Genomic DNA, 16,153 nt, shown 5'->3' on the forward strand with positions numbered 1-16,153 from the left:
GGCCTACGACCAGTGGGACGCGCACGTCCGCCCGGACGTCCAGGAGATCGCGGAGGTGCACGGCGTCGGGACGGTGCTCACCCGTCCCGGCCACAGCCCCACCGCGGGCCTCGCGGCCGATTTCATGGTCTACAGCGACTCCGCCAAGGGGGACGCCGTCGCCCAGTACGTGATCGACAACGCGGCCCGGCTCGGCGTGGAATACGTGATCTGGGAGCAGCGGATCGCCGGCACGTGGACCGGGTGGGCCTGGCAGGGCATGGAGGACCGCGGCTCGCCCACGGCCAATCACATGGACCACCCGCACGTGACCTTCCTGCCGTAACCAGCGCTGGCACCTCGTGCGCCCCCTGCCCGGCTGCCGGGCAGGGGGCGCACGTGCGTTGGAGCTGGTCGCACGCCGGTCACCCGCGGTCCGCCCGCCGGATGCCGGGGCGTCGTCTTCGCTGGTCAGGGTCGGCCCCACCTGTCCTTCGACCCCAGGAGCACCCCCGTGCCATCCCGCGCCCGGCTTCTCGCCCCGTCGTTCCCGGCCGCCGCCCTGCTGCTCGCCGCCACCGCCGCCCCGGCCGGTGCGGTGCCGCCCCCCGCACCCGCCTTCGCCGAGCTGGCCACCTTCGAGGTGAGCGGTGAGGTCGCCGAGATCCTCGCCGTCACCCCAGACGGCCGGACGCTGCTGTACACCGACTCGGCCACCGCCGAGGTCGGCCTGGTCGACCTGACCCGGCCCGCGGAGCCCCGCGCGATCGGCGCGGTTCCGGTCGACGGCGAGCCGACGTCGGTCACCGTCACCCGCGACGGGCGGCACGCGCTCGCCGTCGTCGACACCAGCACCTCGTTGACCGACCCGTCGGGGGAGCTGGCGGTCATCGACCTGCGCACCCGGTCGGTGGTCCGGAGCATCGACCTCGGTGGGCAGCCCGACTCGATCGCGCTCGGCCCCGGCGGTGCCGTGGCCGCGGTCGCGATCGAGAACCAGCGCGACGAGGAGATCGAGGTCGACGGCGTGGAGGGCGGGCTGCCGCAGGCGCCCGCCGGGTTCCTCGCCGTCGTCGACCTGCGCGGCACGCCGGACCGCTGGGCCGTCGACCGGGTCGAGCTGACCGGCCTCGAGGGCGCGGCGTTCCCGGAGGACCCGGAGCCGGAGTACGTGGACATCAACCGCCAGGGCGTGGCGGCGGTGACCCTCCAGGAGAACAACGCCGTCGCCCTCGTCGACCTCCGCACCGGCACCGTGGTCGGCTCCTTCTCCGCGGGGGGCGTGACGCGCACCGACGCCGACACGGCCGACGACGGCACGACCGCCTTCGACGACGCGTTCACCGCACCCCGCGAGCCCGACGCCGTCCAGTGGACACCGGAGGGCAACCTCGTCACCGCCGACGAGGGCGACCTGGCCGAGGAGCCCAGCGGCGGCCGCGGCTGGACGGTCTTCTCCCCGGAGGGCGGGATCGTGAGCACGTCCGGCGGGGCGGCCGAGCGGGCCCTGGCCGACGCCGGCCGCTACCCCGACGGGCGCAGCGACGACAAGGGCGCGGAGTTCGAGGGCGTGGAGGTGGCCGCGCTCCACGGCACGACCTACGCCTTCATCGGCTCGGAGCGGGGGGACGCGGTGCTGGTCTACGACCTCGCCGACGAGGCCGCGCCGGAGCTGCTGCAGGTGCTGCCGACGGGGGAGGCGCCCGAGGGCCTGCTGGCCGTCGAGCGCGGGCACCTGCTCCTCACCAGCAACGAGGACGACGGCACCGTCTCGGTGTTCCAGCTGACCCGGGGCTGAGTCTGAGCGGCGGGCCGGGGGACGCGTCCGCGTCCCCCGGCCGGCGTCACTCGGCGACGGCGGTGACGAACGTGCAGATGCCCTCGCCCGACTCCGCGCGCGGCCGCAACCCGATCAGCCACAGCAGCGCCGTCTCGACCCGGTGCGCCACCTTCCGCGCGCCCACGTACCAGGTCGAGCCCCCGCTGGTGACGGTGATGTCGCCGAACCCCGCCGTCCGGATGTGCTCGACGAGCATCCAGTCGGGGAGGATCGAGATGTGGCCGGGCTGGTAGTAGTGGCCCGGCCCGAAGATGAACGGGGCGCCCCGCAGGAACATCTTCAAGCGCGAGTGCGGGTGGCCGACGTTCGGCGTGCTCACCAGCAGCTTGCCGCCCGGCTCGAGCAGCGCCCGCATCGAGCGCAGCACCTTCCGCGGGTTCTCCACGTGCTCGAGCGTCTCGACGCAGACCACCATGTCGAAGGGGCCGCGGGTCGCCTCGGTCCACTGCGGGTCGTCGAGGTCGAGGCGGTGGATCCACTCGTGCGGCGGGTCGAGGTCGGTGGGGACGACGTCGAACCCCGCCTCCATCAGCCGGCACGCCAGCGCGCCGCAGCCGGCGCCCACCTCGAGGATCCGGCCGCCCTCGGGCAGCTGCTGCCGGACCAGCTCGAGCGCGTACTCGTGCACTCCCGGGGCGGCGTGCACGCCGTGGCCCCGGTAGGACCACACCGCCGCGGTGCGATGGGTCGAGCCCTCGTCCACAGTCACGTCCGGAGTGTGGCCCACCGGCGGGCACTCCGCTCGCCGTCGGCACCGCCTGCCCGGGGTCCGGGGCCGGCTGTGCCAGGGTGTGCGCCGTGATCCCCGAGTCCCCGCCCCCCGGCCGGTGACCGCCGCGGCGGTCGCGGTGTCCGGGCTGCTGGGCCTGCTCGCGGGGGCGGTGGCCGACCGGCTCGCCGCGGCCTTCCCCTGGGACGGCGGGGAGCGGGCGCGCCGCCGGGCGCTGCCGGTCCCGCTGACCGAGCTGCTCACGGCCACGCTGTTCGGCCTCGTGGCCTGGCGGCTCGGGGCGGGATGGGCCCTGCCGGCGTTCCTGGCCGCCACCGGCGCGGGCGTGCTCCTGGCGCTCGTCGACCTGCGGCACCGGTTGCTGCCCGACCGCGTGACCGGGCCGGCGGTCGCGACCACCGGGGTCCTGCTCCTCGCCGCCGCGGCGGCGCAGGGGGCCTGGGACCAGCTGCTGCGCGCCGGGCTGGCGGCCGCCGTCCTCTTCTGCGGCTTCCTGGTCATGGCGCTGGTCTCGCCCGCCGGCCTCGGCATGGGCGACGTCAAGCTGGCCGCTCTGATCGGCCTCCCGCTGGGCTGGCTCGGGTGGGACGCGGTGCTGCTGGGTGCGGTCGCGGGCTTCGTCGTGCAGGCCGCGGTGGCGCTGGTGCTGCTCGCGGCCCGGCGGGTCGGCCGGCGGAGCGAGCTGCCGTTCGGGCCGGCGATGCTCGCCGGGGCCGCCCTCGCGGTGGGCTGGGGCGGCGCCCTCCTGGGCTGATCCGCTCACGCAGCGTGAGCTGCCACCCCGGCCCGTCCCCCGGACGGCGGGCCGGGGTCCCTGGATCGGGTGAACGGTGCTCAAGCCTCGGCGTGTTCTTCACGACAACTCCCCGCAGCAGCCGCACAGGCCGGATCAGCCGATCCCGCCGGACGGCCGACACCTCAGGGAGCGCACGTGATCAACGCCTACGCCACCATCGCCAGCCTCGTCGCGGTCGCCCAGGAGCGCCTGCGCCGGGAGGAGAAGGGCGCCACCGCCGTCGAGTACGGCCTCATGGTCGGCCTCATCGCCGTCGTCATCATCGGCGCCGTGACGCTGCTCGGTGACGAGCTGTCCGCTCTGTTCACGAGCATCACCGACGAGCTGCCCGACGCCCCGGCCGCCACCCCCTGACCGCTCGCTGCTGCGCGACGCCGTAGCGGTTCCGGCGCAGCGGCCCTCGCCCCGAGGGCCGCTGCGCCGTCGCACGAGGAGAGGTGGTGCCGGGGATGAACCGACGTCGTCAGGACGAGCGCGGCGCGACCGCGGTCGAGTTCGCCTTCATCGTGCCGCTGCTGCTCGTGCTGCTCATCGGCATCGCCGAGTTCGGCCACGCCTTCCAGGTGCAGGGCACGCTCTCGGCCGCCGCCCGCGAGGGCGTCCGGGCCATGGCCCTCCGCAACGACCCGGTCGACGCCCGCGCCGTGGTGCGCACCGCCGCGGCCTCGCTGGACCCCGCGGTCACCGACGACCAGATCCGCATCGAGGTCGTCGGCGGCACCGCGGAGACCTGCCCCACCACCGGCGCCGGCGACACCGCCGTCCGCCTCACCATCACCTACCCGATGCCGTACCTGACGGACTTCTTCGGCTCCGCCATCGAACTGACCGGAACGGGGGTCATGCGGTGCAACGGTTGACCCGCCGGCGCGACGGCGAGCGCGGCGCCACCTCCGTCGTCTTCGCCCTCGTCCTCGTCCCGCTCCTCGGCTTCGCGGCCATCGCCGTCGACATCGGCGCGCTGTACGCCGAGCGGGCGCGGCTCCAGGTGGCGGCCGACGCCGCGGCCATCGCCGTCGCCCAGGACTGCTCGCGCGGCAACTGCGGTGACATGCTGGCGACGGCGCAGCAGCTGATCAGCCACAACGACCCCACGGGAACCGCCGCCCAGCCCGTCCTCAGCGGCGATCCGCTCAGCGTGACCGTCACCGGGTCCGCGCCCAAGGAGCACTGGTTCGCGCCGGTCATCGGGCACGAGAGCAGCCAGGTCGCGGCCACCGCGACCGTCGGCTGGGGGGCACCCAGCCAGGGCACCGCCGTGCTGCCGCTGACCTTCTCCTGGTGCTCGTTCAAGGCGCAGACCGGCGGCGGGCTGCCGTCCACCGAGACGCTGCAGACGATCATGTTCAGCAAGTCCGACGACGTCGGCGGCTGCACCGGCCCGTCGGGGAACTTCGTCCCCGGCGGCTTCGGCTGGGTCGTGCCCGACCAGGGCCGCTGCCACGCCACCTCCGCGATCGGGCAACGGCTGGACTCCGACACCGGCGTCTCCCTGCCCCAGGGCTGCTCCGAGGCCGACCTGCAGGGCTGGCTGGGCCGGACGGTGCTGCTCCCGCTCTTCGACCAGTTCGGCGAGGGTGGCAGCAACGGCTGGTACCGCGTCTACGGCTACGCCGCCTTCACGCTCACCGGCTACGCCGTCAACGGCTCGGTCAAGAGCGGCAACAAGGTGTGCGGGCCCGGCACCAACTCCAGCGACCGGTGCGTCACCGGTTACTACACCCGCTTCGTCGAGCTCTCCGACGACTGGGACTACTCACCGGACGCGCCGCAGACGGGCGCCTCGATCCTCCGACTGATCCGATAGGGGCGCCCACTCGTGAGACGTCGATTCCTCGCCGCCGTCGCGGCCCTCGCGCTCGTCGTCGCCGGCACCGCGGTCCTGGTCGGCTACGTGCGCGGCGCCGAGAGCCGCGCCCTCGCCGGGGTGCAGGCGGTGACGGTGCTCGTGGCCGAGGCCCCCATCCCGGCCGGCACCCCGGGCAGCGCGCTCGCCGAGCTCGTGGGCACCGAGCTCCTGCCGGCCAAGGCGGCGCTGCCGGGCCGGGTCACCGACCTCGCCTCGCTCGCCGACCGGGTCGCCACCGTCGACCTCGCGCCCGGCGAGCAGCTCCTCGACAGCCGCTTCGAGCGGCCCGGAGACCTGCAGGCGCCCGGCACGGTGCCCGTGCCCGAGGGCCTGCAGGAGGTCAGCATCGTGCTGGAGCCGCAGCGCGCGGTGGGCGGGCGCCTGGCCGCCGGCGACACCGTCGGCGTCCTCGTCTCCATGAGGGAGCCGGCGACCAGCACCCACTCCGTCCTGCACGAGGTGCTGGTCACCCAGGTGCAGGGGGCGCCCGCCCCGCCGGCCGCCCCCGCGGACGGGACCACGACCGTGGCCGCGCCCGTCCCCTCGGGCAGCCTCATGGTGACCTTCGCCGTCACCGCCGCCCAGGCCGAGGCGATCGTCTTCGGCGCCGAGCACGGCACCGTCTGGCTCTCGCTCGAACCGGCCGACCCCGACGTCTCCCGCACCGCGGTGCTGACGCCGGACACCATCTACGGAAAGGCCTACTCATGAGCCGCGTCGTCCTGGCGGGAGCAGGGGAGGACCTGGTCCTGCGGGTGAAGGAGGCCACCGGCGGCGACCTGCAGGTGCTGCCGCCCGGTCGGCTGCCCAGCGACCCGGCCCGGCTGTTCGAGCAGCTCGTCGACGACGAACTGCCCGACGTGCTGCTCGTCGGCCCGCACGCGCCGGCGCCCGAGGTGCTCACCCTCGCCGGCCGGCTCGACGTGCAGAGCCCGGGCATCACCGTGGTCCTGATCGCCGAGCCGTCGCCGGACATGTGGCGCTCGGCGATGCGCGCCGGCATCCGCGACCTGCTCCCGCCCGACGCCGAGGTGGCGGAGATCGCCGCGGCGATCGAGCGCGCCGGGCACGCCGCGGCGGGTCGCCGCAGGGTGCTGCGGCCGGTCGCCGAGACCGACCGCTACGCGGGCCGGGTCATCACCATCGCCTCGCCCAAGGGCGGGGTGGGCAAGACGACCGTCTCGACCAACCTGGCCATCGGGCTGACGGCGGCCGCGCCGCAGTCGACGGTGCTCGTCGACCTCGACGTGCAGTTCGGGGACGTCGCCTCGGCGCTGAGCCTGGTGCCCGAGTACACGCTGCCCGACGCCGTCCACGGCCCGGCCAGCGAGGACACGATGGTCCTCAAGACCTTCCTCACCCAGCACCCCAGCGGGCTGTACGCCGTCTGCGGGTCGGACTCGCCCGCCGCCGGCGACTCGATCACCGGCGAGGACGTCAGCCGGCTGCTCGCCTCGCTGGCCCGCGAGTTCCGCTACGTCGTCGTCGACACCGCGCCGGGGCTGTCCGAGCAGACGCTGGCGGCGCTGGACCGCGCCTCCGACGTCGTCATGCTCTCGAGCATGGACGTGCCCGGCGTGCGCGGTCTGCGCAAGGAGATGGACGTGCTCCGCGAGCTGTGCATGATCCCCGCCGGGCGGCACGTCGTCATGAACTTCGCCGACCCGAAGGGCGGGCTCTCCGTCCGTGATGTCGAGACCACGATCGGCACCGGGGTCGACGTCGTCCTGCCGCGGTCCAAGGCGGTGCCCGCCAGCACCAACCAGGGGGTGCCGATCCTGGAGAGCGGGAGCCGCCGTGACCCGATGGTCCGCGAGCTTCGCCGTCTGGTGTCGCGCTTCTCCGCGACGCCGTTGATGAAGGCCGGGCGCTACCGGGCCAAGCACCGGGCGGCGTCGTGAACCTCGCGCAGCGGCTGGAGGCAGCCCGCGGGGAGCCCCGGCCGGTCACCGCCGCCCCGGTCCCGGTGGCCGCGCGCCCGGTGCCGGCCGCGCGCCCGGCCTCGGCCCCGACCCCGCCGCCGACCGACGCCCTGAGCCGGCTCAAGGACCGCGTCGGCAAGGCGCTGTTCGAGCGCATGGGCAGCCGGATGAACGACCCCTCGATGGCCGAGGACCAGCTCCGCGCGGTGGTCCTGAAGGAGCTCGACGAGGTCGTCGAGGAGGAGAACGTCCCGCTCAGCACCGAGGAGCGGCAGCGGCTCACCGCCGAGCTCGCCGACGACGTGCTCGGCTACGGCCCGCTGCAGCGGCTGCTCGACGACGACGCCGTCAGCGAGATCATGGTCAACGGGCCCGAGGCGATCTACGTGGAACGCGGCGGCAAGCTGCAGCGCACCGCGACCCGGTTCACCTCCGAGGAGCACCTGCGCCGGGTGATCGACCGGATCGTCTCCCGCGTCGGGCGGCGGATCGACGAGTCCTCGCCCCTGGTCGACGCCCGCCTCGCGGACGGCTCGCGCGTCAACGCGATCATCCCGCCGCTGGCGTTCAGCGGGTCGACGCTGACCATCCGCAAGTTCTCCAAGGACCCGTTCACCGTCACCGACCTGATCGGCTTCGGCACCCTCTCGCCGGAGATGGCCGAGCTGCTGCACGCCTGCGTCGAGGCGCGGCTGAACGTCATCGTCTCCGGCGGCACCGGCACCGGGAAGACGACGCTGCTCAACGTGCTCTCGTCGTTCATCCCCGACGGCGAGCGGATCGTGACGATCGAGGACGCGGTCGAGCTGCAGCTCCAGCAGGAGCACGTGGTCCGGCTGGAGTCGCGCCCGCCCAACATCGAGGGCAAGGGTGCGATCACCATCCGCGACCTGGTGCGGAACTCGCTGCGCATGCGGCCCGACCGGATCGTGGTGGGGGAGTGCCGCGGCGGCGAGTCCCTCGACATGCTGCAGGCGATGAACACCGGCCACGACGGCTCGCTGTCGACGGTGCACGCCAACTCGCCCCGCGACGCCATCGCGCGCCTGGAGACGCTGGTGCTCATGGCCGGCATGGACCTGCCGCTGCGGGCCATCCGCGAGCAGATCGCCTCCGCCGTCGACGTCGTCGTGCAGCTCACCCGGCTGCGCGACGGCACCCGCCGGGTCACCCACGTGACCGAGGTCCAGGGGATGGAGGGCGACACGGTCACGCTGCAGGACGCCTTCCTGTTCGACTACTCCGCCGGTGTGGACGCCGCGGGCCGCTTCCTCGGCAAGCCGGTGCCGACCGGGGTGCGCCCGCGCTTCACCGACCGCTTCGACGAGCTCGGCATCCGCCTCTCGCCGCGGGTGTTCGGCGCCGCCGAGCCCGCCGGCGCGGGGCGGTGGTGACGGTGTCCGGCGTCCTGCTCGTCGCCGGCGTCGGTGCGATCGCCGCGGCCCTGCTGATCCTGGCGTTCGTCGTGGTCCCGGCGGGCCCCGCGCGGGTGCCGCTGACCCGGCTGGACCCGTCGGTCGCGCCGCCGGCCTCGCCGCTGCTCGGCGCGGGCGCGGTGGCCGGCGCCGCGGTCGAGAAGGTGCTGGTCAGGCGCGGACGGCTGGCCGCGGGCGCCGCCGCCCTCGAGCGGGCCGGCATGTCGGTAACGCTGCCGAACCTCGTCCTCGCCGTCGGGTCGACCACCGTGCTGGGCGCGCTGACCGGTGGGCTGCTCGGCGGCCCGCTGCTCGCGCTGCTGCTCGTGGTCGCGGTCCCGTTCGGCGCCAAGCTGCTGATCGGCTTCCGCGCCGGCCGTCGCCAGGCCGCCTTCGCCGACCAGCTGGACGACTCGCTGCAGCTGATGTCGAGCAGCCTGCGCGCCGGGCACAGCCTCCTCCGCGCGGTCGACTCCGTCTCGCAGGAGGCCGAGGCGCCGACGTCGGAGGAGTTCGCCCGCATCGTCAACGAGACGCGGGTGGGCCGGGACCTCGCCGAGGCGCTCGACGACGTCGCCGAGCGCATGGGCAGCGACGACTTCACCTGGGTGGCCCAGGCGATCGCCATCCACCGGGAGGTCGGGGGCAACCTGGCCGAGGTGCTGGACGCGGTCGGCAACACGATCCGCGAGCGCAACGCCATCCGCCGGCAGGTCAAGGCGCTCTCGGCGGAGGGCAAGCTCTCGGCCGTCGTGCTCATGGCCCTGCCGTTCGGCGTGACCGCGTTCCTGTCGGTCAGCAACCCGGCCTACCTGGCGAAGTTCACCGAGAGCCTCGTCGGCTACGGCATGCTCGCCGCGGCGGCGCTCATGCTGCTGGCCGGTGGCCTGTGGCTCAAGAAGACCGTGGCGATCAGGTTCTGATGAGCGGCCTCCCCGTTGCCGTCCTGCTCGCCGCCGTCGGCGTCTGCGCCGCCGTGCCGCTGCTGGGCTGGGCCCTGCTCGGCCGCGCCCCCGTCGCCACGGTGCAGGCGCGCGCCAACCTGCTGCGGGGCCTCCCGACGGAGGGGCCCACCGCCGTCCGGACCGGTCCCGGTGCGCTGGCCCGCCTCGCCCGCGGGCTGACCCCGCGGGGGACGGTCAGGCGGCTGGACCGGCTCGCGGCCACCGCCGGCCGACCGGCGGCCTGGCCGGTGCCGCGGCTGGTGGCGGCCAAGCTCGTGCTCGGGGTGATCGCCGGTGCGCTCGGGCTGCTGATCGCCACCTCCACGCCCGGGGTGCTCACCGGCCTGGTCGCGGTCGTGTCGACGCTGGTCGCCTACTTCCTGCCGGAGCTGCTGCTGCACAGCCGGGGGCAGGAGCGCCGGGAGGCCATCGCGCTCGAGCTCGCCGACACCCTCGACCAGATGACCATCGCGGTCGAGGCGGGGCTCGGGTTCGAGGCGGCCATGGCGCGGGCGGGCAGCAACGGCAAGGGGGCGCTCGCCGAGGAGCTGGTGCGCACCCTGCAGGACATCGCCGTCGGCCAGCCACGGCGCGACGCCTACCTGGCGCTGGCCGAGCGGACCGGCGTGCCCGACCTGCGCCGGTTCATCCGGGCCGTCGTGCAGGCCGACCAGTACGGCGTGTCGATCGCCGACGTGCTGCGCACCCAGGCCGCGGAGATGCGGCTCAAGCGGCGTCAGCGGGCCGAGGAGAAGGCCATGCAGATCCCGGTGAAGGTGATCTTCCCGCTGATCCTGTGCATCCTGCCGACGCTGTTCATCGTGCTGCTCGGCCCCGCCGTCATGGACATCGTGGCGACGTTCAGCGAATGAGACCTCGTCGTCCTCCGGACGGCGCGCGGGGACGACGACACGGCCCCCACATCGCCGGGGAACGGCCATCGGCCGCGGTGTCGTCCGGAGGACGACGGTGCGTGCTCAGCCGGTGGAGCGGGGCTGGGCGGGGTTGGTGGGGTCGCCCTGCGACGGCGGGTTCATCGCCGGGCCGGTGGTCGCCTCGGAGACCTTCGACCCGCCCGCGGCGTGCGACGGGTCGTCGGCCGCCGGCGCGGCGGGGTCGCCGCCCGAGGGCTGGGCGCCCTCGCGGAGCGACTGGAGCCGGTTCTCCATGATCGTGACCACCTGCACGCGGTCGGCGTGGGCGCGCTCGTACTCCAGCAGGGTCTCCAGACCCTGGGCGTCGAGCGTCCGGATCCGCGAAGCCAGCCCCTCCACGGGCAGGTGGTCGTAGTCGGGCAGGGGCAGCTGGTCGTGCTCGGTCATCCCTCGTCCTCTCTGCGGTTCCGTGTCGCCCGACCGCCTACCCCGTCCTCCGCGATCGACACGGGGTGTGAGCGCCCGGTCGGTGGGTAGGCGGCGACGGCGGGAGTGCGGCCCACGCCGCCCCGCCCACCGAACACCCCCGATCGACCGAGGAGTTGTCCCCCCGACATGGACGTGTCCTTCCTGGAGCCGGTGTTCGCCGCCGCTGGGCCCTACGCCACGGTCTGCGCCGACGTCACGCACACCACCGAGTCCGCCGACACCGAGCTCGAGCTCCGGGTGCGCGCGCTGAGCGAGAAGCTGACCGAGCAGGGGGCGCCGGAGACGGTCGTGGAGGCCGTGCGCAGCCGGCTGCTCGAGGGCAACGAGGGCGGTGAGGCCGGCACGCTGCGGGGCCGCGCCGTCGTCGCCGCCGCCGACGGCACCGTCGTGCTGGACGAGGTGCTGGCCGACGCCCCCGCCCGCGAGACCGCCGAGTGGTCGGCCCACCCGGACCTGCTCCCGGTGCTGCGCCAGCTGGCCGGCCGGGTACCGCACGCCGTGGTCGTCGCCGACCGCGTCGGGGCCGACATCACCGTCGCCGGGCTCGCGGGTCAGCCGGACGAGGAGCGGCAGGTGGAGGGCGACACCTTCCACATGCGCAAGGTCAAGGTCGGCGGCTGGGCGCACAACACCTACATGCACACCGCCGAGAACCAGTGGGAGGAGAACGCCGGCCAGGTCGCCGACGAGATCGACTCCTTCAACCGCCGACTCCCGCTGCGGTTCGTCCTGCTCGCCGGCGACGTCCGTGCCCGCCAGATCCTGGGCGACAAGGCGCACGCCTCGTGGTCGGACCTCGTCGTCTCCATGGAGGAGGGCGGGCGCGCCGCGGGGGCCGACCGCGAGCCCATCGACCGGCGCACGAAGGAACTGGTCGCCGAGCACGAGGCGCGCGACATCGCCACCGCCGTCGACCAGGTGCAGGCGGCCGGCGCGCACGGGCTGGCCGTCACCGGCACCCCGGCCGTCGTCGAGGCGCTGCGCAAGGGGCAGGTGGAGACCCTCCTGATCACCGACGAGCAGGACGCCGACGCGACCCTGCTGGTGGGCGGCAGCCCGCTGGAGCTCGGCGTCAAGCAGCAGGACATGGACGCGCTCGGGGTGCACGGCGAGGTCGTCCCCGCCGGTTCGGCGCTGCTGGAGGCGGCGGTCGCCAGCGCGGCCGGCGTCCTCGTCGTCCCCGCGGCGGCCCTGCCCGGCGACGGGCCGGTCGCCGCGATCCTCCGTTACACCGACGCCTCCACCGACGCCGGCAGCTGACCGGCGCCCCCACGACCGAGGAGACCACCGTGACCGATCCGCACCAGGCAGCCACCGCCCCCGGCACCGACCAGGGCAGCATCGAGCGCCGCGCCGCGCTCGCCGAGGCCCTCGGCAAGGAGGTGTGGCCGGCCGACCGCGAGCAGCTGATCGCCAAGGCGCAGGAGGGCGGTGGCACCGACCGGGTCCTGTCGGACCTGCAGCGGCTGCCCGCCGGCCGGCAGTTCGAGAACGTCCAGGAGGTCGCCGAGGCGCTCGGGCTCGGCACCGAGCAGCAGCGGTTCTGACGTGACGACGCAGAAGAAGCCGAGCCCGGAGGCGCTGGACAACGTCACCGAGGACAACGTGGAGACGCGGTCGCAGCTGCTGCCGGAGGAGGAGGGCCTCCGCGGCAGCGGCATGGAGGAGGTCGCCGCGGAGGTCATCCTCGCCGAGTCGGAGGAGCGGACGGTCCACCCCGACCCGGACGACGCCCAGGGCGCGCACCGGCAGTCCGCCGAGACCGCGGACCTGCCCTGACGTGCGCCACGAGCACCCGGTCCGGCTGCGCTGGTCGGACCCCGACATGCTGGGCCACGTCAACCACGCCCGCGCGCTGGCCCTCCTGGAGGACGCGCGGCTGGCGATCGGGGACGACCACGCCGGCGGCGGGCTGATCCTGGCCCGCCTGGAGGTCGACTACCTGCGCCAGCTCTACTACCGGGTCGGCGAGGAGCTCTGCGTGCAGAGCTGGGTGACCCGGCTGGGGACGAAGTCCTTCACCGTCCGGCAGGAGCTGGTGCAGGACGGCGAGGTCGCCATCCGCGCCGACTGCGTGCTGGTCGTGTTCGACTTCGCCGCGAACGCCAGCCGGCCGATGACCGACGCCGAGCGGGCGCACTGGACGCGGTACCTGGAGGCGGAGGCCGGCTAGACCTGGCCGTAGGCGGCCCACAGCCGGGGGAACCGGGCGGCGAACCACTCGTCGTCGTCCTCCGGGAACGGCTCGCCGGCGGGTTCGCCGAACTGGTCGTCGACCTCGTCGGGGCCGGGGTCGAGGTCCTCCTCGGCGTAGCCGCGGTCGTCCAGCACCTCGAGCGGTGCGTAGGCCCACTCCTCGGCGCAGCCGAAGTCGTCCTCGTCCTCGTCCCACTCGAGGTCGACCAGGGCGTCGGGGTCGGCCAGCACCCGCTCGTAGGCCTCCCGGCCGTGGCTGATCAGCCAGTTCCGGAAGTCGAGGAAGGTGTCGTCGCTCGCCCCGCCGAGGGCGACGTGCGCCGCGGCCCAGAGGTCCCAGCGGTTGGCGCGGGCGCGGGCGGCCATCAGCTGCCGGTAGAAGCCGAGGACGTCGTCGTCGGAGAGCTCCTCGAGCGCCGCCGTGAGCGTCTCGACGTGCTCGGCGACCACCGAGTCCTTCGCGGTCTCGACCGCCTCCGCGCGGGTGTCCTCGACCAGCGTCCAGAAGGTGCTCGTGTCCACGGGCGGAACCTACCGGCGCGGAGGGGCTCCGCGGAGGTCGTCGAGCCCGCCGCGCGCGGCGGCGACCGGGCCGGTGCTGTCGCGGACGACGAGCCGCGTGGCCAGCTCCAGCCGCGGGCTCTCGACGGTCTCGCCGTCCACCAGGCGCAGCACCGTCCGGGCCGCCAGCACGCCCATCTCGGCGAGCGGCTGGTGCACCGTCGTGAGCGGCGGGGAGGACCAGCGGGCCTCCGGGAGGTCGTCGAAGCCGACGACGCTGACGTCGTCGGGCACCCGCATGCCCCGGCGCCGGACGCCTTCGTAGACCCCCAGCGCCATCTGGTCGTTGGCCGCGAAGACGGCGCTGGGCGGGTCGGGCAGGGTCAGCAGGCGGTCGGCCGCGCGGGCCCCGGAGGCGTAGCCGAAATCGCCCTCGACCACCAGGGCGGCGTCGAACGGCAGCCCGGCAGCCTCCAGGCCCGCGCGGTACCCGGCCAGCCGCGCCCGGCTGGCCCACAGGTCGGGGGTGCCGGCGACGAAGGCGACCCGCCGGTGACCGAGCCCCGTGAGGTGCTCGGTGGCGCTGAGACCGCCGGCCCAGTTGGTCGCGCCGATGGTCGGCACGTCCAGGCCCGGGACGCCGGCCGGGTCGACGACGACGGCGGGGACCTGCAGCCCGCGCAGCTCGGCGGCGAGCTCGGGGTCCAGCTCGCTGGTGACCAGGATGGCGCCGTCGCTGGCCCGGGCGCCGAGGTTGTCCAGCCAGCCGCGGGTGGCGCTGGCCCGGCGGTGGATCGCCGTGACCACGGTGCCGACGCCGGCCGCGTGGGCGACGTCCTCCACCCCGCGGATGATCTCCAGCGCCCACGGGCTGTCGAGGTCGTTGAACACCAGGTCGACCAGCCGCGCGCGGGTGCGGGCCCGGCCGCCCCGGCGCTGGTACCCGCTGTCGCGGAGCAGCTGCTCCACGCGCTCGCGGGTCCGCGGGGCCACGTCCCCCCGCCCGTTCAGGACGCGCGAGACCGTCGGGACCGACACACCCGCCGCCGCGGCGATCGCCGCGATGGTCACCGCGCCGGTCTGCTCGTCGGCCAACGGACCTCCTCCTGGTCGGAGCGGCCAGCCTACGGCGGGCGGCGCGGCGCCGGGCGGGCGCGCGGCAGACCTCCTCCCTACGGGCGAGGAGCGGCGTCCGGGCTCCGTCCCTGGCTCGTGTTGACGGCCGGATGTGACCTACGTAACGTCCGGGCTCCGGCTTCCGGAAACTTTCGGAAGTCGCTCCGACGTCTCGAGGGAAGGCACAGCATGCGCTCTGTGAGGTTCGGTTCGCGGGTGGCAACCCGCTGCGCGGTCGGCGTGGCCCTGGTCCCGGTCGCGCTCTCCACCGCGGTCCTGCCCGCCTCGGCAGCACCGCAGGACCAGGCGGCCCCGTCGGCCCAGGCCCAGGAGGACCGGTCCTCCGGTCCGGCCATCCGCAACGGCCTGCGCACCGTCACCCCCGACGACCTGGTCATCGGGACCGCGGTGGCCGGCGGCGGGCACCACGAGGAGGCGGACTACCCCGACCCGTTCACCCGCGACCCCCGGTACCGCAAGGTCCTGGCCACGGAGTTCGACTCGGTGTCGCCCGAGAACCAGATGAAGTGGGAGTTCATCCACCCCGAGCCCGGGGTCTACAACTTCGGTCCCGCGGACGCGATCGTCGCGTTCGCCGAGCGGCACGGGCAGGAGGTCCGCGGGCACACCCTGCTCTGGCACAGCCAGCTGGCCGAGTGGGTGACCGAGGGCGACTACACCGACGAGGAGCTCCGAGTCATCCTCGAGGAGCACATCCGGACGGTGGTCGGCCGGTACAAGGGCCGCATCGACCAGTGGGACGTCGCCAACGAGATCTTCGCCGACACCTGGGACGACGGCGGGGTGCGGCTGCGGGACGGTTCGACCGGCGCGACGGCCAACGTCTTCATCGAACGCCTCGGCCCCGGCATCATCGCCGACGCGTTCCGCTGGGCGCACGAGGCGGACCCGGAGGCCAAGCTGTTCCTCAACGACTACGCCGTCGAGGACATCGGCCCGAAGAGCGACGCGTACTACGAGCTCGCGCAGCAGCTGCTCGCCGAGGGCGTCCCGCTGCACGGGTTCGCCTTCCAGGCCCACCTGGACCTGCAGTTCCCCTTCCCGGAGACCCTCGACGAGAACATGCAGCGCTTCGACGACCTGGGGCTGGAGACGGCGGTGACCGAGCTCGACGTCCGCTTCACCCTGCCCGAGGACGGGGTGCCCACCGCGGAGCAGCTCGCCGAGCAGGCCGACACCTACCAGGGTGTCCTCGAGGCATGCCTGTCGGTGGACGAGTGCAACTCGTTCACCATCTGGGGCTTCAACGACAAGTACTCGTGGGTGCCGAGCTTCTCGCCCGGCCAGGGTGCGGCGACGGTGATGTTCGAGGACTACGAGGGCAAGCCCGCGTACTGGGCCCTGCACGAGACGCTCGCGGAGGCGTCCGGCCGGTGATCCGCCCGGTCCGGCTCGCCGGACCCGCCTGAACGCCGGGCGGTCGCTCCTCCACCGGGAGCGGCCGCCCGGTCGGCGTCCGGGCGGCGCCGGCCCGGCCAGG

General features: G+C 74.5%; 19 protein-coding genes and 1 pseudogene. 16 read left to right on the forward strand and 4 right to left on the reverse strand.

The window, feature by feature from the left end; translation table 11 throughout:
* Window positions 1–325, forward strand: a pseudogene (locus E9549_RS05985) (hypothetical protein); the annotation flags it as partial.
* A 168-nt stretch (window positions 326–493) separates the two neighbouring features.
* The gene (locus E9549_RS05990; RefSeq protein ID WP_236825633.1) at window positions 494–1,777 is read left to right on the forward strand and encodes a hypothetical protein; all 1,284 of its coding nucleotides are present in this window, start codon (window positions 494–496) and stop codon (window positions 1,775–1,777) included.
* Window positions 1,778–1,823: 46 nt separating this feature from the next.
* On the opposite strand, the gene E9549_RS05995 is transcribed toward E9549_RS05990, so the two are convergent.
* Window positions 1,824–2,528, reverse strand: a complete 705-nt coding sequence (locus E9549_RS05995) for a bifunctional 2-polyprenyl-6-hydroxyphenol methylase/3-demethylubiquinol 3-O-methyltransferase UbiG (RefSeq protein ID WP_236825634.1) — start codon at window positions 2,526–2,528, stop codon at window positions 1,824–1,826.
* A gap of 118 nt (window positions 2,529–2,646) precedes the next feature.
* On the opposite strand from E9549_RS05995, the gene E9549_RS06000 reads away from it, so the two are divergent.
* The 9 genes from E9549_RS06000 to E9549_RS06040 all read left to right on the forward strand — a co-directional run bounded on the left by E9549_RS06000 (window position 2,647) and on the right by E9549_RS06040 (window position 10,347).
* Window positions 2,647–3,303 carry an A24 family peptidase gene (locus E9549_RS06000; RefSeq protein ID WP_236825635.1) on the forward strand — a complete coding sequence of 219 codons (657 nt, stop codon included), beginning with the start codon at window positions 2,647–2,649 and terminating at the stop codon, window positions 3,301–3,303.
* A gap of 177 nt (window positions 3,304–3,480) precedes the next feature.
* On the forward strand, window positions 3,481–3,699 hold the full coding sequence (locus tag E9549_RS06005) for a Flp family type IVb pilin (RefSeq protein ID WP_236825636.1): 219 nt from the start codon (window positions 3,481–3,483) through the stop codon (window positions 3,697–3,699).
* A gap of 95 nt (window positions 3,700–3,794) precedes the next feature.
* Window positions 3,795–4,205: a TadE/TadG family type IV pilus assembly protein gene (locus E9549_RS06010; RefSeq protein WP_236825637.1), complete on the forward strand. Its 411-nt coding sequence runs from the start codon at window positions 3,795–3,797 to the stop codon at window positions 4,203–4,205.
* Window positions 4,193–5,152, forward strand: a complete 960-nt coding sequence (locus E9549_RS06015) for a TadE/TadG family type IV pilus assembly protein (RefSeq protein ID WP_374201401.1) — start codon at window positions 4,193–4,195, stop codon at window positions 5,150–5,152. Before E9549_RS06010 ends, E9549_RS06015 begins: the two co-directional genes overlap by 13 nt.
* A gap of 12 nt (window positions 5,153–5,164) precedes the next feature.
* Window positions 5,165–5,905: an RcpC/CpaB family pilus assembly protein gene (locus E9549_RS24055; protein WP_236825639.1), complete on the forward strand. Its 741-nt coding sequence runs from the start codon at window positions 5,165–5,167 to the stop codon at window positions 5,903–5,905.
* On the forward strand, window positions 5,902–7,095 hold the full coding sequence (locus E9549_RS06025; RefSeq protein ID WP_236825640.1) for an AAA family ATPase: 1,194 nt from the start codon (window positions 5,902–5,904) through the stop codon (window positions 7,093–7,095). The genes E9549_RS24055 and E9549_RS06025 overlap by 4 nt, the downstream gene beginning before the upstream one ends.
* Window positions 7,092–8,510 (forward strand): CpaF family protein, encoded by a 1,419-nt coding sequence (locus tag E9549_RS06030; RefSeq protein ID WP_236825641.1) that lies wholly within the window; start codon window positions 7,092–7,094, stop codon window positions 8,508–8,510. The genes E9549_RS06025 and E9549_RS06030 overlap by 4 nt, the downstream gene beginning before the upstream one ends.
* Window positions 8,511–8,512: 2 nt before the next feature.
* Window positions 8,513–9,454 (forward strand): type II secretion system F family protein, encoded by a 942-nt coding sequence (locus E9549_RS06035; RefSeq protein ID WP_236825642.1) that lies wholly within the window; start codon window positions 8,513–8,515, stop codon window positions 9,452–9,454.
* Window positions 9,454–10,347, forward strand: coding sequence for a type II secretion system F family protein (locus tag E9549_RS06040; protein WP_236825643.1), 894 nt, complete (start codon window positions 9,454–9,456; stop codon window positions 10,345–10,347). Before E9549_RS06035 ends, E9549_RS06040 begins: the two co-directional genes overlap by 1 nt.
* A gap of 105 nt (window positions 10,348–10,452) precedes the next feature.
* On the opposite strand, the gene E9549_RS06045 is transcribed toward E9549_RS06040, so the two are convergent.
* The gene (locus E9549_RS06045) at window positions 10,453–10,797 is read right to left on the reverse strand and encodes a hypothetical protein (RefSeq protein WP_236825644.1); all 345 of its coding nucleotides are present in this window, start codon (window positions 10,795–10,797) and stop codon (window positions 10,453–10,455) included.
* Between the two features lie 168 nt (window positions 10,798–10,965).
* Here E9549_RS06045 and E9549_RS06050 point away from each other — a divergent pair, with 168 nt between their 5' ends.
* The 4 genes from E9549_RS06050 to E9549_RS06065 are packed head-to-tail and all read left to right on the forward strand — an operon-like array spanning window position 10,966 to window position 13,012.
* Window positions 10,966–12,099 carry a Vms1/Ankzf1 family peptidyl-tRNA hydrolase gene (locus E9549_RS06050; RefSeq protein WP_236825645.1) on the forward strand — a complete coding sequence of 378 codons (1,134 nt, stop codon included), beginning with the start codon at window positions 10,966–10,968 and terminating at the stop codon, window positions 12,097–12,099.
* A gap of 29 nt (window positions 12,100–12,128) precedes the next feature.
* Window positions 12,129–12,386 (forward strand): DUF2795 domain-containing protein, encoded by a 258-nt coding sequence (locus E9549_RS06055; RefSeq protein WP_236825646.1) that lies wholly within the window; start codon window positions 12,129–12,131, stop codon window positions 12,384–12,386.
* A 1-nt stretch (window position 12,387) separates the two neighbouring features.
* Window positions 12,388–12,618 (forward strand): hypothetical protein, encoded by a 231-nt coding sequence (locus tag E9549_RS06060; RefSeq protein WP_236825647.1) that lies wholly within the window; start codon window positions 12,388–12,390, stop codon window positions 12,616–12,618.
* A 1-nt stretch (window position 12,619) separates the two neighbouring features.
* Window positions 12,620–13,012: a thioesterase family protein gene (locus E9549_RS06065; protein WP_236825648.1), complete on the forward strand. Its 393-nt coding sequence runs from the start codon at window positions 12,620–12,622 to the stop codon at window positions 13,010–13,012.
* Here the strand turns inward: E9549_RS06065 and E9549_RS06070 are convergent.
* Entirely contained in the window at window positions 13,009–13,557 is a 549-nt protein-coding gene (locus E9549_RS06070; protein WP_236825649.1) for a DUF4240 domain-containing protein, read from the reverse strand. The genes E9549_RS06065 and E9549_RS06070 overlap by 4 nt on opposite strands.
* A gap of 9 nt (window positions 13,558–13,566) precedes the next feature.
* Window positions 13,567–14,631, reverse strand: a complete 1,065-nt coding sequence (locus tag E9549_RS06075) for a LacI family DNA-binding transcriptional regulator (RefSeq protein ID WP_236825650.1) — start codon at window positions 14,629–14,631, stop codon at window positions 13,567–13,569.
* Window positions 14,632–14,850: 219 nt separating this feature from the next.
* Here E9549_RS06075 and E9549_RS06080 point away from each other — a divergent pair, with 219 nt between their 5' ends.
* The gene (locus tag E9549_RS06080; protein WP_236825651.1) at window positions 14,851–16,050 is read left to right on the forward strand and encodes an endo-1,4-beta-xylanase; all 1,200 of its coding nucleotides are present in this window, start codon (window positions 14,851–14,853) and stop codon (window positions 16,048–16,050) included.
* Window positions 16,051–16,153 lie beyond the last annotated feature (103 nt).

Source organism: Blastococcus sp. MG754426, from assembly GCF_021699055.1.
Classification (GTDB): Bacteria; Actinomycetota; Actinomycetes; order Mycobacteriales; family Geodermatophilaceae; genus Blastococcus.